Genomic DNA, 19,002 nt, shown 5'->3' with positions numbered 1-19,002 from the left:
CACCTCCTTGATCTTCTCGGTGACCACCGCGTCGCGGACCGCGCGTGCCGAGGCCGGGCGGGAGCGGGCGGCGTAGTAGGTGCTCGGAGCGATCTTGATGCCGGCCTGGGTGAGGACGGCGCAGATCGGCTCGACTCCGAACTCGTGCTTGTGGGCGTCGATGTAGGCGACGATCAGCGGGAGGGGCGGTCCAGCTCCGCCGCGAAGAAAGCGGACGCGGACTTCAGGATCGCGTTGGCACGGCGCAGTTCCCGGTTCTCCCGCTCGAGCTGCGCGATCCGTTCCGCATCGCTCGACGTGGTTCCCGGCCGGTCACCGGCATCGATCTCCGCGCGCTTGACCCAGGTCCGCAGCGCCTCGGGGTGGATCCCGAGCTGCTCGGCGATCCGCTTGATCGCGCCGGTCGCCGCAGCCGGGTCCCGACGGGCCTCCACGGCCATCCGGGTCGCCCGCTCACGCAGCTCGTCTGGGTACTTCTTCGGTGGGGCCATTAGTCCTCATCATCCAGGCTTGATGGTCTCCATCAAACCCGGTACGGAACACTTTGGGTCGCACCGGTCCCCCGGCCGACGACGAACCGTGGCCGCGGCTTTGGTGGTGCCCGGTTGGTCCGTGTGCGTTCCTGCCGCTGCACGCCGCCGGCCGCCACAACGAGGGCACGCACGACACCGTGATGGACCGGGTGGTGTCCTCCTACACGTCCACGATTCGGGCGCTCGCCCACGCCCGCGGCCCTCGGCCCGGCCCGTCCGAGGCTCCGTCGACGCTGGTCATCTCTGTTCCCGACGCTCCCGGCACCGCACCGCTGCCTGGCGCGGTTGTCGAAGCCGACCTCCTCACCCAGCTGCTACCCGCCACGAAAGTCTTGCCCTCACCCGGCCGCGCCACCGTCACCGCCGCTCTGCCACACCACGAAATCGCACACTTCGCGTGCCACGGTGTCGCCGACCTACGCGCGCCAGCCGACAGCCGCCTGCTACTGCGCGACCACCTCGACCAGCCGTTCACCGTCGCCGCCATCAGCCGCCTGCGCCTCGACCGCAGCGAACTTGCCTACCTCTCCGCGTGCAGCACCACCGACACCACCGCGCGCCACGCCGATGAGGCGGTGCATGTGACCGCCGCGTTCCAGCTCGCCGGCTACCGCAGCGTCGTCGGCACTCTGTGGCCTATCAACGACCGTGCGGCCGTGACCATCGCCAGGGACTTCTACACCCACCTCACCCGCCCATGCACGACTTCTCCAGACCCGACCACCGCCGCGACAGCCCTGCACCATGCCGTCCACGCCCACCGCGCCCGCCATCCCGCCCTGCCCATACAGTGGGCCTCCCACATCCACCACGGCCCCTGACCCCGTGCGTCGACCGCCGTGGGGACTGTAAAACGTTCGGCTCTGACCCGTAGTCGGTGGTGACGCTGGGCATCTGTCAGGGCAGGAGGATGCGGTGGCGGAGAAGGTCGAATCCGGCGCGCCCGTGCATCTGTCTCATGATCCTTTTGGTGCGGGTGTTGACGCCTTCGGTGCGGCCGTTGTGGTGGGGCAGGGTGAGAGCGGCGTCCACAGCGGACCGGTCGATCTCGAGACCGTTGGTGAGACTGCGCAGGTGGGGCAGGTCGACGGCGCGGGCCGCCGCGATCCACTCGGTGAGTTTCACGTCGTTGCCCGCGGCCGGTGTCAGCAGGGCGGCGAAGCCGTGTACCAGAGTGGCGAGTGCGGTCATCTCCGGGCAGGCCGCGGTGATCTTCTCCAGCAGGGTCGTGTCCTTGGGGCGCAGGTTCTCGGGGTTGGTGAGCAGGAGGCGGCCGGCGTGACGGGAGGTCGTGACGGGGCGGTCGCCTTCGGCGCGGCCCTGGTTGAGGTAGCGGACCAGCAGGTTGGCGCTGCCGGTGTAGCCCAACTCCCGGATCTCCGCGAGCAGCTGGGTGACGGGGACCGCGGGATCGGCCGCGCGGCGGGCGCGCAGGTGGTCGCGGTAGGGGTCGACGAGGGTCGGGCGGTAGGTGGGGGCGATGCGCAGGGTTTGGGGTTCGGGCATGCGGGCGTAGCGTTTGACGGTGTTCAGGGCCACGCCGAGGCGGCGGGAGCAGTCGAGCAGGCCGACGCCCCGGCCGAGCAGATCGTGGACCTTGTTCCGGCGTTCGCGGGTGGTCTGCTCGTGGACTCCGCCGGGGCGGGGTGGGTTGACGGTGGCCCGGCACCCGGCGTGCGCGCGGACCTCGAGCAGGACTTTGTCGCAGAGATTTCGCCAGAGGTGCCATCGGTCGCTGACCTGCACCGCGTCGGGCAGGGCGCGGCGGACGGCCTCGGCGTAGGTGGCCGAGCCGTCCCGGCACACGACCTGGACACCGGGATGGTCGCGCAGCCAGGACTCCAGGGTGGCCGCGTCGCGGCCGGGCAGGACCGCGACGCGTCGGCCGGTCTCGGCGTCGATGATGATCGTGGCGTAGCGGTGGCGGCGGCGCAGGGCGAAATCGTCCACGCCGATCACCCGCGGGACCGTCTGCTCGGGCAGCGGCAGGCGCCGTAGACGGCGCAACGCGGTACTGCGGGACACCGGCACGGCCAGCAGGCCGGCCAGGCGTGCGGCTGCCCGGCCGCATAACTCCTGCGCCACGTGGGATACCTGCCGGACAAGCCGCACCGTGCGGCGCTGGTGGCGTTCCAGCAGTCCGGGAATCTGTTCCCGGAAGGTCTGCCGCCGGCAACCCCGGGCCGGGCAGACCAACCGCCGCACGCGCAGGTGGACGACGACCTGGCGACCGTCGACCGGCACGTCCTTCACCGTCCGGTGGTGATACCCGTGCACCTTCGCCGTCGCAGTTCCGCACACCGGACACAGCACGGCCACATCCCGAGTGCGGGCCGTGACCACCACCGTGCCGCCACTCTCCGCCACGCTCTCAACGACCAGCGCCGACAACCCGGAAAACACCGTCCCTACAAGGGAGTCGACATCCATCACAAGATCATGATTGCGAACGGCTACCTGACGTCACCACCGACTACGGGCCAGAGCCGCTCGTTTTACAGTCCCGTGGCCCTGGCAGGCGTCCATGCTGTCACCGTGATCATGGCGTCGTTGCAGGTCTCACGTTCTGTTCGGCTTCGGGGTTCGCCATGGGGCGCTGCCGGGCATCGGCCCGATTAGAGTGATCTCCGAGTGGAGTGAGGGGCGGCTGTGGACTTCGGAGTACTGGGCCCGCTGACCGTGTGGCGGGCAGGCGTACCGCTGGATCTGGGCACGCCGAAAGCGCGGGTGCTCCTGGCGGTGTTGCTGTGCGGGCTGGGCCGGCCGGTCGCCGGTGACGTGCTCGCGGAGGCGATCTGGGGTGAGGAGCAGCCGAAGAGCGCCGCCAAGAACGTGCAGACCTACGTCCACCGGCTCCGGCAGTGCCTGGGGGATCCGGGGCGCATCACCTGGGAGGGCTCCGGCTATCTGTTGCGTGCCGACAGGGACGAGCTGGACGCGGCGCGTTTCGAGGATCTGGCGGTCATGGCCCGTGCGGCGCTGGTGGCCGGGGAGTTCGAGCAGTCGCGCCGTCTCTTCGATGAGGCCCTGAGTCTCTGGCGGGGGCCCGCGTTCGCCGGGATGGCCGACGTCTCCGCGCTGGTCGCGGAGGCCGCACGCCTGGACGAGCTGCGGCTCTGCGTACTTGAAGAGCGGATCGACGTCGACCTTCGGCTCGCCCGGCACGGCGAGCTTCTGGGCGAGCTGACCGCGCTGACGAAGGAACACCCGTTCCGCGAGCGGATGTGGGCCCAGCTCATGCTCGCGCTGTATCGCTGTGGCCGGCGGGCGGACGCGCTGCGGGCCTATCTCCAGGCCCGTGACGTCCTGGTCGAGGAGACCGGGCTGGACCCTGGTCAGAAGTTGCGGGACCTGCACCAGGCCATCCTCGACGAGGACCCCGGGCTCGATCCGGCGGTCACGATCGGTGCGCGGGAATACCAGGAAGCCAACGATGCCGACAGCGCCAGACCCCGGATGCTGCCCCCGGTGCTCGGTGACTTCACCGGGCAGCAGGTGGAGCTGGCGGAGATCGAGGCGGTGCTCCGCAATGATCACGCCTGCGACGAGCCGGCCGCGATGGTGACGATTTCGGGCCCTGGCGGGATCGGCAAGACCGCGCTCGCGGTGCAGGCCGCGCATCGCCTCAAGTCCGTGTACGCCGACGGGCAGTTGTTCGCGGCGCTGGCCGGCGTGCGTGCCCAGCCGGTCGACCCGGCCGTCGTGCTCGGCCGCTTCCTGCGGGCGCTGGGCGTACCCGCTACCGCGGTGCCGGATGATCCGGAGGAGCGTGCGGAGCGCTACCGGAGTCTGCTCGCGGAACGCCGGATCCTGGTGGTGCTCGACGACGCGCTCGACGAGGCGCAATTGGCGCCCTTGATACCGGCGAGCGGGACGTGTGGTGTGATCGTCACCGGCCGCGTACGGCTGGGCGGTCTCGGTGGCGCGCACCGGGTCGAGCTCGGCGAGATGTCCGAGGCCGACAGTCTGGCCCTGCTGGGTAACAGCATGGACGACCGACTGGCCGGGGCGACCCAAGTGGAGCTGTCCGCCCTGGTACGGCTGTGCGCACGGCTGCCGCTCGCGCTGCGGATCGTCGGCTCGCTACTGGCGTCGCGACCGCATTGGCGCCTCCCGGACCTCGTGTCGCGGTTGGCGGACGAACAGCATCGGCTGGACGCGCTCCGATACCGCGATCTCGAAGTACGGGCCAGCTTCGGGCTGAGCTACGAAGGGCTCCGGCCCGAGGCGCAACGGCTGTTCCGGCTTCTCGGACTCCTGGAGGCACCCGACTTCCCACTCTGGGCGGCGGCCGCCGCACTCGACACCGAACTGCGCGCCGCCCAGGAACTCCTCGACGAACTGGTCGATGTCCACCTGCTCGACGTCACCGGAACACCGGATGGCCAGGCGCGCTACGGCTTCCACGACCTGATCCGCGTGTACGCCAGGGAACGAGCGGACGACGAGGAGTCCGTGGCGGCCCGGCACGCGGCCGTCGTTCGCGCCCTCAGCGCCCTCCTCGCCCTCACGGACATCGCCGATCGCGACCACATGGGCCAGAACATGTTCCAGCGGGACGCTTCGCGCTGGCGGCCGGAGCAGGTGGAGGCGAGCCTGCCGCCTTCCGTCCCGCCGATGTCGTTGCTGGACTCGGAGCGGATCGCACTGGTAGCCGGCGTGCGGCAAGCCGCGGAACTCGGCAGGGACGAGCTCTGCTGCGAGCTGGCCGTGGGCGGGCACGCGCTGTTCGAGACGGAGCGGTACTTCGACGACTGGCAGGAGTGCTACGAGACGGCGATGGCCCTGGCCAAGGCCGCAGGGAACCTGCGGGGCCAGGCCAGGCTGCTGATCTCGATGGCCGGACTGCGCTACACCAGGCGCCGGTACGGCCCGGCGGAAGAGTCCAATACCGAGGCCATGCGCCTGTTCGAGCGGATCGGCGACCAGCGGGGCTACCTGGAAGCACTGAGCAACGCGCCGTTCTTCCTCGTGCCCAACGGACGTTTGACGGAGGCGATCGCGGCGGGCGGCGAGGCGTACGAACGGCTCAACGCCGGCGGGCAGGCCGCAGCGGCACTGCACGCGTACTCGCAGGTCGGCCTCGCTCACCTGCAGGCGGGGAGGCCCGGCGTCGCGGTGGAGGTCCTCGCGGAGATCGTCGCCGAGGCGAGGGAACAGGGAATCCGGACCTTGATCGCGCGGGACACGTACTGGCTCGGCCACGCGCAGCTCGCACTCGGCCGGCATGCCGAGGCGGAGGAGGCCTTCACCGAACTGTCCGCCTATGCCGGCGACATCGGGTCCTCCGGCGGGTTCTATGTGGCCCATGCCTGGGGCTGCCTCCATCTGGCCCGAGGCGAGCATGCCGATGCGCGCCGGCGGCTCCTCGAAGGCGTGGAGGTCGCCCGTGCGCTCCATGACCCCATGTTCGAAACCCGTGTTCTCATCGACCTGCTCGATCCCGGCCTGCACGACCGCCATGATCTTCCAGCCGCGATCAGCCAGGGAGAACACGCGGTCGAACTGGCCCGCAGCATCAACTACCGGTACCTGCTGGCCGGTGTGCTGGAAAGGCTCGCCCGGCTACACGCCGCCGCGGGCGATGACGCCGCCGCCGATCGCCTGGCCCGCGAGGCGGCCACCGTGGGCGCCGAGATCCGCTGATCCGTGCGGCCGGCAGTCCCATCGGCCTCATATTCCCGACATGTGCCAGCCGTATACCAGGATGCGTCACTCTGATGCCAGAGCGGCTTGTCGCAACATTTCGTTGCCGACGAGCCGGTTCTGACCTCCAAGGCGACTCCTCGGCGAGGCGCGTGGGATCAAACCGCCACCGAAGTGCCCGGCTGTGTTGCCGGTCATCTCTTGGATCAATCGAACGTTCGAGGCTGTCGTACCGGACAGCTCTCTTACCAGTGAGGTAAAAGTGCACAAGGGACGCATCGTATTCGCGGCTGCTCTGGCCACCATCGGGCTCGGGCTCTCGGCCTGTGGCAGCGACAAGGCGGGGTCGGCGGTTCCGGCCCCGGCCTCGCCGCCGCCGTCGTCGACCCCGTCCTCGTCCGAGCCGACCGAGAACACGACCCCCGCCATCGATGACGACAGTGGCGTTCCAGTCGAGGGTGACGTCACTGCGCCGGGCACAAAACTCAAGGTCGGCGACAGGGCTGTCCTGCCGTTCGAGTACACGAGCAAGAAGAAGGGCACCATCGCCGTCACCGTCACGGCGATCGAGAAGGGCACCGAGGCCGACATGGCCGCCTTCGGCGAGAAGGCAAAGGGTTTGACGCCGTACTTCATCAAGATGAAGGTGGAGAACGTCGGCGGCACCGACCTGTCGTACGCGTCGCTGAAGCTGGGCGGTGTGCTGGACGGTGGCACCGGCACGGGCGTCGTGCTGATCGGTGACATCCCGGGCAAGTGCGACAACGAGAGCGCGCCCACCGGGTTCACCACCAAGGGCGCGTCGTACGAGACCTGCACGCTCAGCGCCACGAAAGGCAGCCCTGTCACGGCCGCGGAGTTCGACGAGGGCGACGAGTACAGCGACGGCCCGGTCGTCTGGACCAATTGAAGCGACACGGAGCAATGGCCGGGGCTTGGGACGGCGCCAGTTTCGGCCACCTCAGGTTCCTGGACCATCCCGGCGGGTTGTGTCCTCGTGCGCAGGTAGCGAGGCAACCGCCCAATCGAACAAGTCGTGGCTCTTTGGCACCCGCGCCACAACTACGGCGTGATGCGGGGCCCGGCTTCGTGTAATTGCCGTACGACCCACGCCGGGGACACGGCTGGCGGTCGGTTTCGCCGCATTCGCAGGATGGTGTGATGGGGATCAAGGATTTCGAACCGCTCGTGTCGGCTGCGCTGCCGGACATCGTCGCGCTCGTGCCCAAGGAGCCCGCTGCCCGGCTTGGCCGGTGGGAGCCGAAGGAGCGTCGGCAGCGTGGCACGAGAGTCCAAGCGGCACTGGACGGAATCGGCGACGTACTCTCCGAACGTCTGCTGGGTGCGCTGGAACTCGCCGTCGATCGGCTGGCCGTGGACATCCCGCATGATCTTGTTTCCGGTCTGACCAGGCCGGACGTCACGCGGTTCGGCATGGTGGGGGTCGTCGGCGAGGAGACCGCCACGAAGCGGCCTGTAGCCATCGTCGAAAAGCTGCACCCCGGTGCGACCGATCTCGTGGTGGACCTGGTGGAAGCGTTGCGGGACAAGGCTGCCGTGCCGGATGCGACCGGTGACGAAGCGGAGATCGCCGCGCGGCACGGTGCCGCGCACTTCGCTCTGGCCGTGATCGTGTCGACCGCGGTACTGCGCTCGTTGGGCACCGCCGTGGGCGGCGAGACGCCCGCGATCATCGGTGTGGCACTGGGTGCCGCGGCGGTCGTCCTGCCGACGGCGCCCAAGCCGCCCGGCTACGCGGCGGCCGTGTTGGCCAAGAGGCGCGCTGAATACCGGCTGCCGCGGTCGTCGTCGGCGACGGCCGCGGTGACGGATCATCAGTTCTGGATCACCGAAGGCTCGGCACCCACGAGCGTCGATTTCTCCGGCAACGGCCTGGTGGCCGCGGTCGAGGACGGCGTGGTGGTCCGTACCGGCGTGGCGGCAGGCCATGTTCGGACATCGATGCACGTGCTGACCGGGCCGCCCGACGAGATCGTCCTGACCGGCTGGGACGAGGTCGTCGAGATCAGCTGGACCGCGTCGGCAGGAGGCGCGCATGTGCACGGTGACACACCCAAGCACCACCATCGTTGGGAATCGCCGCCGTGGCCCGGTGACTATCGCGTCCGTGTGCATGTGACCGGCCGCGACGACGGCGAAGACTCCTACGACGTGGTCATGTGGCAGGCACCGGCCGCGCCCGAGATGGTGCACAAGAAGACAGACCGGCTCGGCCATCGGCTGCGCGGGGAACCCGAACCACCTCTGGTGATCCCACTCGACGCCGAGCACCGGTGGATCGAGAAAAGCTCACTCAGCGAGGCCGCCACGATCACCGTTGTCCACGGCCTCACCCCGGACGAGGTGATCAGCACCTTCGGCGGCGACCCGGCCGCACCCGTGTCGATCAGAGAGACGGCAGGGCGCCCGTCGCGGCGACGGCTCGGCTACCCGGAGCCGTTGGTCGCCGTGCTCGCGGTCGACGACGTCGTGCTGACCGTCGAGTACAACGGTTTCCGAGGCGCCGACCATGACACGCTGACAGCACTGTCCCGCAACGGGAAAGCCGCGAGCCTGTACTGGAACGTCAACGCCAACTTCCAGCTCACCGTCGCCGAGCGCGGAGACCTGTTGTTCGCGGGCCATCCGGGCCACGAACCCGGCGCACCGCACACCAAAGACCTGGACTTCGACGACTTCCGGCACCGCAACGCCAACGGCCTGACCGCGATCGCACGCTTCACCGGCCGCGGCATCACAGCGGACGACCTGGCCGCGATCCACACCGCCGACCAAGCCTACGTCCTGGACAAGTGACCTGCGAGATCGACCTCCGCCCGGAGAACGCCGCCAAACTCCGTGACAGCCTGGCCGACTTCGTGGCCAGCGCCCGCCGCAGTGGCGGCCGGGTCAAGCGCGGTGCCACGACCACGCGCCGGGGCGTAGCCGAAGCCCGCACGAAGGAGCAAACCAAGGCCATCCGCGAGTGGGCCAGGAGCAACGGCCACGAACTCTCCGACCGCGGCCGCATCCCCGCCCACGTCATCGAGGCGTTCGAGGCGGCGCACCGCTGACGCGGGACCTGCTCCGCTCGAAGGAACTCGCAGTGCTGCTTGCGACGGCGGATCCCAGCTGTGCGCCGCCTGTCACTCGCCGAGCTGCCGGCTGAGAGTACGTCCGGGAACTCCGAGTGCGGGATGCGACCAGTGCAGCGTCGTGACCACTGGGGACAAGCGCTCCAGTGGTCACATAGACGCATTCACAATGGAGGGATTGTTCTTGGAGCTGGGCAGTCCGCAAATTTGCGGCTACTCCGCTGAAGTTCGCTCGACGAGCGTCTTCAAAATCGATACCACCGCCCTAAACTGGCGCAGTGGAACCGATGACCGCGGAACACCCACCTGGTCATGCCTTCATCTCCTACGTCCGTGAGGATGCCCTTCGCGCGGACCGTTTGCAGAGAGCGCTTGAGGCGGCAGGTGTGGACGTGTGGCGGGACACACGCGACCTGTGGCCCGGCCAGGACTGGAAGATCGAGATCCGTCGCGCGATAGCCAATGACAGCCTCGTCTTCATCGCCTGCTTCTCCGAGGTCAGCGAAAAACGGGAGACCTCTTATCAGTACGAAGAGTTGAACCAGGCCGTCGAGCACATGCGCATGCGCCGACCAGGTAGGCCGTGGATCATCCCGGTCCGGTTCGCCGAGTGCACCTTGCCCCACTTCGATCTCGGGGCGGGCAAGAACTTGGACTCATTGCAGCGGATCGACCTCTTCGGCGACCACTGGGACGAGGGAATCGCCAGGCTTGTGCGCGTCGTGGTCCACGCCCTGGAGTGGGAAGGCTCCCGGGCGGCAGGGGGATCATCGGCCGTCGCGTTGACACGTCGGCGACTGTTGTCCGCCGCAGCCGGAGCAGCGCTCGTTTATGGCACGTCCACATCCGCCGGAGGCGCCCATCGGGCCGATGGCGCACAGTCTGGTTCGAACGCGTCGCACACGGTCGAGGCCGGAAACCCGAGACAGTGGGAAACCGGCCACGTGGGCCTGTCGGGCGTCGCTTCTATCGACTTCGCCAAGGATGGCCGGCTCATCGCCACCGGGGGCAACGAAACGATCGAGAGCAACACTCGGCTGTGGAACGCGGTCAGTCACCAGCGCGTGCAGATCCTGGCTGGCGGTGGACCGCCGGTGGCCTTCAGCCCGGATGGGCAGTACCTGGCGACCGGAACCGCAGACCGGACGGTCCGCTTGTGGAAGATGTCCCAGTTCACCAGCGGCGATCCCCTTCCGACGGAGAATCTGAGTTGCCTCGCGTTCGTGCCGGGCACCGATCTGGTGGTGGGTGGCTGCGGTAACGGGTTGTTGCAGACCTGGGATGCAACCTCGTCGAAAGTTGTTGCTACTACGACCGCGCCGCACATCGTGGACACGGTGGTCTTCGACGACAACCGTCACCTGATCACCTGTGGAATGCGCCTGGATGTGAGCGGCGAGTTCGGTGTGGTGGTGTGGGATGCGACGTCGGCGACAACGCTTGGTGATTTCCCGAGGTTGACCGGACCGACGATGCTAAGTCCCGATCGCACCGTATTGATAGCGGGGGGATCATCGGACGCCGAGGCCACTCCGTATACCTTGGACGCATGGGATTTGCCAGGCAACAAGCGGATCGCGACCCTGCTGGAGCTCACGAGCTCCAGCAGTGACCCCATCATCACTTTCCGGCCGGATGGCAAGGTGTTCGCCGTGGCACACAACCGCGAGGTGCAGCTTTGGAACTCCCGATCGAACACGGCCAGAAGAATAGTAGACAAAGCCGCGAAAAGCATCAAGGTCGGTGGCGAATCAGGCTGGATCACGAGTATCGCCTTCAGTAAAGACGGTACGACGCTCGCGGTAGGCGACAACCACGGAATTGTGTATCTTTGGCACATCCGACCGTTGTCGGATGTCTAGAGCTCAGTTCGCGCTGAGGACTCAGCCACGTCGACACCGGGATAGCGAGCGTCACGGAACCAGGGTCTACGCGGCGAGCATCATCTTGATCGCGGTGGTCAACCTGACGGCACCCGACTCCCAGTTGTCGCCAACCAGATCCACCCCTTGCAGATCGCTGAGCATCCGACCGGCTCCGAGGCTGAAGTGAGGGACGTCGACTTCGGCAAATCGCACGGGGATGAGCCAGGGCTTCCCCGGTCGCCTGAGCCGCATTTGCTCGGCTGCCAGCACGAGTTCTTCGTTCTGATAGGACTTATCGCGGGCGGCGCTGTGTTCGGAGAAGCAGACGATAAAAGCAAAGCTGCCACGACCGATCGCCTTGCTGATTTCCAGCTTCCAGTCTTGCCCCGGCCACAGATTGTCTGTGTCACGCCAGACAGGCAAGTCCGCAGCTTCGAGAAGGTGCTGCAAGCGGCCTACCCGGCGCTCGTCCTCCCGGACGTATGACAGGAAGACATGGCCCGGGGATGTTCCGGTGGTCATACTGGCAGCGTAGATCAGGACTGCGCGAAACGGATCACGCGCGCTGGAGCATCTGGATCGACGAGGCGTTTTTCCTGTCGGACGAGATCGGCGGGTGCTCGACTGGGACTATCGCCACCACTGGCTGCTGGCTACGTGGCCACTACTTCGTCGAAGCCGCCCCGGGAACGGCCAGCGACCCTCTGATCAGGTTGTAAGTACAGCGCTCGCAACCTGCCGGTTCCTGGAAGAGACAGTGTGGACTACGACTGAGCTCGACGGCATACAACTCCTCGACAAAGGCAACAGTCATGACGGAGCCCTGGCACCAACTGCACGTCATCGAGCACGGCTTCGGCTTGCTCGATCGTGGCGAACTCCCCACGACGGCTGGCGCCTGGTCCAACGGCGTGATTCGCGCCTTGCCGTCCGGTGCCCTCGTCTACACCGGCATCAGCCAGGGATACATCCGGGTGCGGGCAGTCGCCGCCGAACAGGACCCCTCCGCGGTCGACCCCGGCCCGTGGGACGAGATCGTCGACATCAACGTGACGGCTCCCCACGGCGAACTGCGCGTCGACTCCTACGAAGACGGCCCGCCCACCACCACCCTGCCCTCACTGACCCCCGCCGGACCGGGCACCTACCGGCTCCGCATCCACGTACGCGGTCGCGACCAGTACTACGACCAGGTCCGCATGCGCTGCGCTCAGGGGACGCCGGGCGCGGAAACGGCTGCTGCCAGGTCGAGACCGAAAGGTGCACCCGTGCCTGGCCTGATCCCACCGACCAACCCTATCCAATGCAGGCGGCTCAACATGTGGCCTGGCGCGGGGATGTCGGTGCCACCTCTGTCGATCTTGACCTGTACTGCCTCCGCTCGTTCGCGGAAAGCGCGAATCTTTCGCCAGCGTGTGTCGCCTGACGGACGGCACTTCAACCTGTCGGGGTCGGACCGTCGGTCCGCATTAGCCCGCTGCTTTCACGGTGTTTCGGCGTGAAAGGGTGTCGATCAAGGAGAAAGGTGCTCTGGGCTGCAAGGATATGACTTGTCGAGGGTCATGTCCGAACCAGTTCAGGAGTGGGGTTGACCCGTTTTGACGGACAGGGTGTCCACTACTCCGGGTGAACCTCACCCCCCGCTCGCGCGGGGAAGACGAGGAAAACCTCGGAACACACCACCTGGACTTCGGACCACCCCCGCTCGCGCGGGGAAGACACTTCTTGACCAGCTACTTTAGAGGGTGAGTCCCTGTTTTAGCATCGGTTTGGGTAGGAGCGGGCAGATCGGTCTGCTTGGCGCTGGGGTTCCGCGCTCGAGGCGGCTTGTGAGGGGATCTGGATTGATCTGCGCAAACACTTGATCAGTTGCGTGCCCCCGGCGGGATTACCAAGGATGAGAACTGGGCTGACCAGCGGTTTTGCACCGGCAGGCTAGTGGTTGAGTGTCAGTTCGGACTGCCTTCGCGGGACTGACCGGCCGTTGTGGGTGGGATCCTGCGGGTTCCGCCCACAACAGCGAAGCCGATCTTCGAGGTTCGCTGCCGTGGTTCACGGATGGCCGGATCTGTCGGGAATGACCAGGCCGGAGTCGAACCTGATCAACGGCTTGGACTGGTCCGTTTGGCCGAGCGCACGAGGGACGGCCAGGACGGCGGGGTGGCGCTGGCCAAGTAGAGGCGTATGGCGGCAAGCGTGGGTGGTCCCGACTTAGGCGAACAATTGCATGCCGTCGCGCACGATGGGTGGTCAGCCCGTCTGTACGGGAGCGAATGCGAAGGCGACGGCCAGGTCGGTCTCGATGCGGGCGGCGCAGGCACGCAGCGCGGGGAGCATGGTGTTCCGGGTGTGCTCGGGCGGCTCCGGACCGGCGTGCAGGGCGACGTTCACGGCTCCGACAGTTCGCCCGTTCCGGTCTCGGACCGGTACGGCCAGCGATCGCAGGCCCGCCTCCAACTCCTGCTCGACCAGGGCGTATCCCTCCTCGGCGGCCTGGTCCAGGGCGGCGGCAAGCCTTTCGGGCGAGGTGAGCGTGTGCGGGGTCAGGGCCTGGGGGCGCAGGGCTTGGATCCGCTCCAGCTGGTCTGCCTCGGGCAGGTTCGCGAGCAGGACCCGGCCCATGGAGGTGGCGTACGCGGGCAGCCGGGTGCCGGGCGTGATCCGGGCGCTGGTGATCTGTTCTGTGGCGGCTCGGGCCACATAGCGGACCTCGGCGCCGGCGAGGACCGCGAGCGAGACCGATTCCCTCACCTGTCCGGACAGTTCGACGAGATGGGGCTGGGCGATATCGGCAAGGGTGAGGGTGGACAGGCGTGCGTATCCGAGTTCCAGGACGCGCGGGGCGGGCAGAAAACGGCGGCCGCGCTGTTCCACGTAACCGAGTTGACTCAGCGTCAGCAGATTGCGGCGGGTGCTGGGGTACGAGAGTCCGGCGGCCTCGGCGGCCTCGGCGACGGAGAGTCCACCGCGCCGCCGGCCGAGCGCGGTCAGCACGGCCAGGCCTCTGGCCAGCGCTTGGAGGAAGGACGGTCCCAGTTCGGGCTTGGCGTCGGTGTAGGCGGGGGCGGCCGGTGGGGGAGCGGCTGCCCCCGAGGCGCCGTACAACTCGTCCGCGATGTCCCGGGCCGCCTCCGTCAGCGCGGTCAGGGCGTGCTCGCGCAGTTCGTCGCCGCTGCGGCGGCTGGTGTGCGCGAGCACGCTGATCGCGCACACGGGCCGGCAGTCGGGGCCGTACACGGGGACCGCCACCGTGACCAGGCCCGGGGAGACGAGTTGGTCGTCCAGCGCCCAACTGTTTGCGGTCGCCGCCGCGGTCCAGGCGGCGAAGTCGGCTTCCGTCCGCTCGGGACGGGGAGCGGCGCGGCGCGTGGGAACGGCCGGAAAACCGGCGTCGAGGGGGTCTGCGGCGCGGCGGGCGCGCCAGGCGTCGTGCGTTTCCGGCTCCCACCCGGTGGCGAGTACGGCACCGGCCGCGCAGCGCTCGGCGGGCAGTAGGTCGCCGACGCGGAAGCCCAGGGGGATCACGCGGCCGGGTGGGACGGCCTTGCCGACGATGCGTGCGTCGGGGCCGTCGGGGACGATCGCCGAGACCGACTCGCCCAAGGTGCGGGTCAGCCGCTCCAGGCTCGGTCGCAGCGCATGGGACAGGCCGCTCGCGTCCAGATAGGCGTTGCCGAATTCCATCAGGCGAGGGGTGAGCACGAGTTCGCGTCCCTCGGGTCGCAGGTGGCCGAGGTGGGTCAGGGTGGCGGTGATCCGGTCGACGGCCGAACGGGCCAGGTCGGTCGCGCGGGCGAGGTCGCCCGGGCGCATCGGGTGCGGGGCGTCGGCCATGATCCGCAAGACGGCCAGTCCACGCTCGAGCGGGCCGGTGGCTTCAGCCCCGGAGTCTGTCGACGAAGGGGCCGCCGACGCCTTCGAAACGCCCGGCGCCATGGCTTTCCTCCTGTACTTCCGCTTCCCTGCGCATGAGGCCGTATCCGTCTTGCGGAGAACGCTGCCGGTCATTGACAGCTGTCATGACGATCACGCAAACTCGGCGCACTCGTTCAGTGAATGGAAGTTCACTCAGCGAAAAATCGTAGCCTGTGTGTTGCGGGAAGCAGCCCACCGGCCCTGCCCTGAGGACTCCCATGAGCACTTCCGCCCAGAGCCGCGCGGGACCTCGTCCGGCACTGCGCCTACGAATTCGCGCTGACCACGGTGCTTCTCTTCGTCGTGGTGAGCCTGGTCCGCCGGCTGGCCTTCCCCGGCTCGTCGCTGGCGATCGGCACCCCGCACACCCTGTTCGCCGTCGCGGGAATCGCGGTCGCTGCTGTGATCGCGGCGCTGATGTACTCGCCGCCTGGTGACGTTGGTGATGGTCAGGCCGCCCTGCGGGTTCTGATCCCGGCGGTCATCGGCATCGGCGTGGGCGTGGTCATCGCGATCCTGGGCATCGTGACCGGCGCGAGCATCAACCCGGCGCGCGCCTTCGGCCCGGCCCTCCGGCCCTGCTCTCTGGTACGTACGAGCACTTCTGGAACTACATGATCGCGCCGCTGGCCGCCCCGGCCCTCGTCGGCCTCGCCCACCGCGCCCTGCGCACCCGCCGGGCCGCTCCCTCGCCCACGTCTGCCGCTCCCTCGCCCACGTCTGCCGAGGCCTGAGCCCCGCTTCCCACCCCAGGAGCATCGTGTCCACCTCTCGAGGACTGATCATCAACGGCCAGGAGATCCCCGCCTCCTCCGGTCGCACCACCTCCGACATCAACCCCTGGACCGGCGCCGTGTGCGCGGAAGTCGCCGCGGGTACGCCGGACGACGTACGCCGTGCCGTGGACGCCGCCGACGCCGCGTTCGAGGCGTGGGCCGCGACCAAGCCGGCCGAACGCCGCCGGATCTTCCTGCGCGCCGCGCAGCTGATGGCCGAGCGCACCGAAGAGGTCGTACGACTGATGGCCGCGGAGGTCGGCGGCGTCGCGCCCTGGGCGGGCTTCAACGCCCATCTGGCCGCCGACATCCTGCTGGAGGCGGCGGCCGAGGTCAGCCGCCCGACCGGCCAGACCCTCGCAACCAACGCCGACGGCGTCCACTCCATGCAGGTGCGGGTGCCCAAGGGAGTGATCGCCGCGATATCGCCGTGGAACGCGCCGGTCATCCTCGGCGTCCGCGCGGTCGCGATGCCGATCGCGATGGGCAACACCGTGGTGCTGAAGCCCAGCGAGAACGCGCCGATCGCCTGCGGCCTGCTGATCTCGGACGTCCTGCACGAGGCGGGACTGCCCGCGGGCGTGCTCAACGTCGTCACCAACGACCCCGCCGACGCCGCCGAGGTGGTCTCCGCACTGATCGCCGACCCGCGGGTGCGGATGGTCAACTTCACCGGTTCCACGGAGGTCGGCCGCACCATCGGCGTCCAGGCCGCCCAGCACCTCAAGCCCGCCGTGCTCGAACTCGGCGGCAAGAACGCCCTGTTGGTGCTGGAGGACGCGGACGTCGACTACGCGGTGGACGCCGCGGTCTTCGGCTCCTTCATGAACGCCGGGCAGATCTGCATGTGCGTGGACCGGGTCATCGTCCACCGTGCGGTCGCCGACGAATTCACGGCCAAGTTCGCCGCCCGCGTCCGGGCACTGCCGTACGGCGATCCGAGCGACCCGGGCACGGCGGTCGGCCCGGTCGTGAACGACGCTGCCGCCCGCCGTGTCTCGGCGCTCGTCGCGGACGCGGTCTCCCAGGGCGCAGAACTGGCCGCGGGCACCGGCGAGATCGAGGAGCCGGGCACGCTGATCCGCCCGATCGTCCTCACCGGGATCACCAAGGAGATGAAGATCTACTACGACGAGATCTTCGGTCCGGCAACGGTGGTCCACGTGGTCGACAGCGCCGAGGAGGCCGTCGCGCTCGCCAACGACACCCAGTACGGCCTGACCGCGGGCATCATCACCGAGAACCTGGCGAAGGGCCTGGAGGTCGCGGGCCGCCTGCGTACCGGCATCGTCCACGTCAACGACCAGTCCATCGCGGACGAACCGCAGGCACCCTTCGGCGGCGTGAAGAGCTCCGGCTACGGCCGCTTCGGCGGGCAGGCGGGCGCCGAGGCCTTCACCGACACGCGCTGGGTCACCGCGCAGGCCGTGGGCCACGCGCATTTCCCGATCTGAGCACCGGTGTCCGGGCGGCCGGTCGGCGGACTCACCGGCCATCCGGGCACGAACTCCCTGTCCCCGTGTCCACCACGCTCATCCCCGTCGGAGTGCGCAGGCTCAACCTGCAGCTCGCCTTCGCCGATGCGGGCACGGCGATCAGCGGCCGGATCCGTGACCGCCGTCCGAAAGCGTGCTACCGGGAACTCTCCCAGGCCGGCCTCACGGAGACGGTGACAGACGTGGCCCTCCGTTGGGGTTTCAACGACGTCGCGCATTTCAGCCGTACCTTCAAAAGGCATTCGACGCCACGCCGAACAGCATCCTGACGGCCGCACGTCCCAACGCCCGGATTGATCAAGGCCGGGTGCGATGACCGGCGTGACTGCGCGCAAGGCGGCGTCGACGCGGGTGAAGCCTTCCTCCACGGCGATGATGCTGTTGGCGACCGACAGGGAGAGGTTTGTGGTCAACGAGTACGTCGACTACCCGTTTGGCGGGAGCCGGCGCCCGAGCACCGCGCCCGCGGCGGGCGTCGTCCACGGCCTGGTGCGCGGCCACCGCGCCGCGGCCAGCTCGACCGGTTCGCCCTGTACGTCACCGGGACCGTGCACAGGCCGAGCCCGGTCAGGGTCTCGCGCACGGCGGGTTCAGCGCGGACCAGGACGGCGCGTAGCTGGTTGATGGTTTGGGGGCGGGCCTTGGTCGCCGAGTCCTTGACGATCTTGAAGAGGCGGATCATCTCGACCGCGCCGTCGCCGCGCTTGGCCTGGGCGGTCAGGACGGCGCGGGTGGCGTTCTCGGCATCGATGGCGTCGGTCTTGTCACGTCGGCGTCGAACGGCACGATCAGGCCGATTGACCTCGATCACCTGCACGTTGTCGCGAGCCCAGGTGCCGGTTGAGGGCGGTGCCGTGGGAGCTGGCGCCCTCCACCCCGGCTCGGCGCAGCTCTCCGTGGCCGCGGGCCCAGTCCAGCAGCGTCGCGTAGCCGGTGGCGGTGGCGGGAACGAGCGGGTGCCCAGCAGCACCCCCAGGACCGTGATCACCGCTGCGACATGGACCTCGGCATGGGTGTCAAGCCCGAGGATCACCTGTTCGTCCTGGTGGTCGTGCTCGATGATGGTGTGGTCGGGGGCGCGGGTCACGGGTCTCCTGAGTCGGTCGTTACGGGCAACGCCGACCGGGCGAGGAGGTCAGGACTGTGATGATGCACGGCAAGGCCCCTATTGGGACACATCCCCGCCTGGCCGGGCCGCACCATCCGCACGCGGGGCGACAGGTCATCACGAAGGCATCACGGCCAGTCTCAAGCCGGGTCAACCCCGTGCTTGGTGGTGCCTGATCATCCTCACAGTCCTCAAGCGCTCGGTGGTCCTGTGGGTGAAGGACTCGATGAACCGGTGATCGTGGCGGAGTTCATCGCGTCCCAGAGGACCATGTCCGGTGTCCCGCACGCGATCGCCTGCCGGGCCCTGGAGGTCTCGCAGTCGTGGTTCTACAAGTGGATCAACCGGAAGCCGACCGGACGGGTGTGAGGCGTCAGGTCGCTGACCTGAGATATGTCACTGGATGTCAGTAGGCAGGCGTCAGTCCGTGTCAGTGGTTCGGCCCTCTTGGTCAGACTGCGGTGAGACACCTCGTGTGAGGGGTGGGTTCACGCTTGGGGGTGGGATCGGAGATCCTGATGAACGTGTCCACAGCACCTGACAGGCAACCTCGTCGCGCGACCGGCGG

Annotated in this window: 16 protein-coding genes and 1 other annotated feature; of the genes, 11 read left to right on the top strand and 5 right to left on the bottom strand. The window is 68.4% G+C overall.

The genetic code is table 11. The annotated features are described in order from the left end of the window. Positions 1-84: 84 nt before the first annotated feature. Positions 85-213, bottom strand: a sequence feature (AL1L pseudoknot). Beyond that, positions 174-491 (bottom strand): transposase, encoded by a 318-nt coding sequence (locus FM051_RS47360; RefSeq protein ID WP_158854182.1) that lies wholly within the window; start codon positions 489-491, stop codon positions 174-176. (Overlaps the previous feature by 40 nt.) 53 nt (positions 492-544) lie before the next feature. On the opposite strand from FM051_RS47360, the gene FM051_RS47355 reads away from it, so the two are divergent. Beyond that, on the top strand, positions 545-1,354 hold the full coding sequence (locus FM051_RS47355; RefSeq protein WP_158854179.1) for a CHAT domain-containing protein: 810 nt from the start codon (positions 545-547) through the stop codon (positions 1,352-1,354). 76 nt (positions 1,355-1,430) lie between these two features. Here the strand turns inward: FM051_RS47355 and FM051_RS47350 are convergent, their stop codons facing one another. Beyond that, positions 1,431-2,963 (bottom strand): ISL3 family transposase, encoded by a 1,533-nt coding sequence (locus FM051_RS47350; RefSeq protein ID WP_162470807.1) that lies wholly within the window; start codon positions 2,961-2,963, stop codon positions 1,431-1,433. Between the two features lie 219 nt (positions 2,964-3,182). Between FM051_RS47350 and FM051_RS47345 the strand changes: the two genes are divergently transcribed. The 5 genes from FM051_RS47345 to FM051_RS47325 all read left to right on the top strand — a co-directional run bounded on the left by FM051_RS47345 (position 3,183) and on the right by FM051_RS47325 (position 11,136). Then, the gene (locus FM051_RS47345) at positions 3,183-6,179 is read left to right on the top strand and encodes an AfsR/SARP family transcriptional regulator (RefSeq protein ID WP_158854176.1); all 2,997 of its coding nucleotides are present in this window, start codon (positions 3,183-3,185) and stop codon (positions 6,177-6,179) included. Positions 6,180-6,363: 184 nt separating this feature from the next. After that, positions 6,364-7,089: a hypothetical protein gene (locus FM051_RS47340; RefSeq protein ID WP_338019546.1), complete on the top strand. Its 726-nt coding sequence runs from the start codon at positions 6,364-6,366 to the stop codon at positions 7,087-7,089. Between the two features lie 251 nt (positions 7,090-7,340). Next, positions 7,341-8,996, top strand: coding sequence for a DUF6461 domain-containing protein (locus FM051_RS53520; protein ID WP_158854175.1), 1,656 nt, complete (start codon positions 7,341-7,343; stop codon positions 8,994-8,996). Continuing rightward, positions 8,993-9,253: a histone-like nucleoid-structuring protein Lsr2 gene (locus FM051_RS52750; RefSeq protein ID WP_158854172.1), complete on the top strand. Its 261-nt coding sequence runs from the start codon at positions 8,993-8,995 to the stop codon at positions 9,251-9,253. The genes FM051_RS53520 and FM051_RS52750 overlap by 4 nt, the downstream gene beginning before the upstream one ends. Before the next feature lie 308 nt (positions 9,254-9,561). Continuing rightward, positions 9,562-11,136, top strand: coding sequence for a toll/interleukin-1 receptor domain-containing protein (locus FM051_RS47325; RefSeq protein WP_238413196.1), 1,575 nt, complete (start codon positions 9,562-9,564; stop codon positions 11,134-11,136). Positions 11,137-11,202: 66 nt separating this feature from the next. Here the strand turns inward: FM051_RS47325 and FM051_RS47320 are convergent, their stop codons facing one another. Then, positions 11,203-11,661 (bottom strand): toll/interleukin-1 receptor domain-containing protein, encoded by a 459-nt coding sequence (locus tag FM051_RS47320; protein ID WP_158854166.1) that lies wholly within the window; start codon positions 11,659-11,661, stop codon positions 11,203-11,205. A gap of 290 nt (positions 11,662-11,951) precedes the next feature. On the opposite strand from FM051_RS47320, the gene FM051_RS47315 reads away from it, so the two are divergent. Next, positions 11,952-12,641 (top strand): hypothetical protein, encoded by a 690-nt coding sequence (locus tag FM051_RS47315; protein ID WP_158854164.1) that lies wholly within the window; start codon positions 11,952-11,954, stop codon positions 12,639-12,641. Positions 12,642-13,389: 748 nt separating this feature from the next. On the opposite strand, the gene FM051_RS47310 is transcribed toward FM051_RS47315, so the two are convergent. Next, the gene (locus FM051_RS47310) at positions 13,390-15,075 is read right to left on the bottom strand and encodes an IclR family transcriptional regulator domain-containing protein (RefSeq protein WP_158854161.1); all 1,686 of its coding nucleotides are present in this window, start codon (positions 15,073-15,075) and stop codon (positions 13,390-13,392) included. Positions 15,076-15,342: 267 nt separating this feature from the next. Between FM051_RS47310 and FM051_RS47305 the strand changes: the two genes are divergently transcribed. From FM051_RS47305 to FM051_RS51165, 3 genes are all read left to right on the top strand, one after another. After that, positions 15,343-15,672, top strand: a complete 330-nt coding sequence (locus tag FM051_RS47305; protein ID WP_158854159.1) for an aquaporin — start codon at positions 15,343-15,345, stop codon at positions 15,670-15,672. Between the two features lie 142 nt (positions 15,673-15,814). Beyond that, complete coding sequence (locus FM051_RS47300; protein WP_158854156.1) at positions 15,815-17,284, top strand: aldehyde dehydrogenase family protein; 1,470 nt, start codon at positions 15,815-15,817, stop codon at positions 17,282-17,284. A 65-nt stretch (positions 17,285-17,349) separates the two neighbouring features. Continuing rightward, positions 17,350-17,595 (top strand): helix-turn-helix domain-containing protein, encoded by a 246-nt coding sequence (locus FM051_RS51165; RefSeq protein ID WP_202919456.1) that lies wholly within the window; start codon positions 17,350-17,352, stop codon positions 17,593-17,595. Positions 17,596-17,735: 140 nt separating this feature from the next. Here the strand turns inward: FM051_RS51165 and FM051_RS53820 are convergent, their stop codons facing one another. After that, positions 17,736-18,359 (bottom strand): IS110 family transposase, encoded by a 624-nt coding sequence (locus FM051_RS53820; protein ID WP_338019547.1) that lies wholly within the window; start codon positions 18,357-18,359, stop codon positions 17,736-17,738. Positions 18,360-18,644: 285 nt separating this feature from the next. Between FM051_RS53820 and FM051_RS47285 the strand changes: the two genes are divergently transcribed. Continuing rightward, a complete protein-coding gene (locus FM051_RS47285; RefSeq protein ID WP_158854150.1) occupies positions 18,645-18,803 on the top strand; it encodes a hypothetical protein in 159 nt (52 codons plus the stop codon). Positions 18,804-19,002: the final 199 nt, after the last annotated feature.

The sequence above is a fragment of the Saccharothrix deserti genome (assembly GCF_009769385.1).
GTDB lineage: Bacteria > Actinomycetota > Actinomycetes > Mycobacteriales > Pseudonocardiaceae > Actinosynnema > Actinosynnema deserti.
Note: the sequence above shows the minus strand (reverse complement) of the source record. Positions and strands in the feature narration are given on the sequence as shown.

Excerpts from the sequence above, each read along its gene's own strand:
- FM051_RS47360 (WP_158854182.1), bottom strand. The coding sequence starts at position 491 with ATGGCCCCACCGAAGAAGTACCCAGACGAGCTGCGTGAGCGGGCGACC.
- FM051_RS47350 (WP_162470807.1), bottom strand. The coding sequence starts at position 2,963 with ATGGATGTCGACTCCCTTGTAGGGACGGTGTTTTCCGGGTTGTCGGCG.
- FM051_RS53520 (WP_158854175.1), top strand. The coding sequence starts at position 7,341 with ATGGGGATCAAGGATTTCGAACCGCTCGTGTCGGCTGCGCTGCCGGAC.
- FM051_RS47325 (WP_238413196.1), top strand. The coding sequence starts at position 9,562 with ATGACCGCGGAACACCCACCTGGTCATGCCTTCATCTCCTACGTCCGT.
- FM051_RS47320 (WP_158854166.1), bottom strand. The coding sequence starts at position 11,661 with ATGACCACCGGAACATCCCCGGGCCATGTCTTCCTGTCATACGTCCGG.
- FM051_RS47315 (WP_158854164.1), top strand. The coding sequence starts at position 11,952 with ATGACGGAGCCCTGGCACCAACTGCACGTCATCGAGCACGGCTTCGGC.
- FM051_RS47310 (WP_158854161.1), bottom strand. The coding sequence starts at position 15,075 with ATGGCGCCGGGCGTTTCGAAGGCGTCGGCGGCCCCTTCGTCGACAGAC.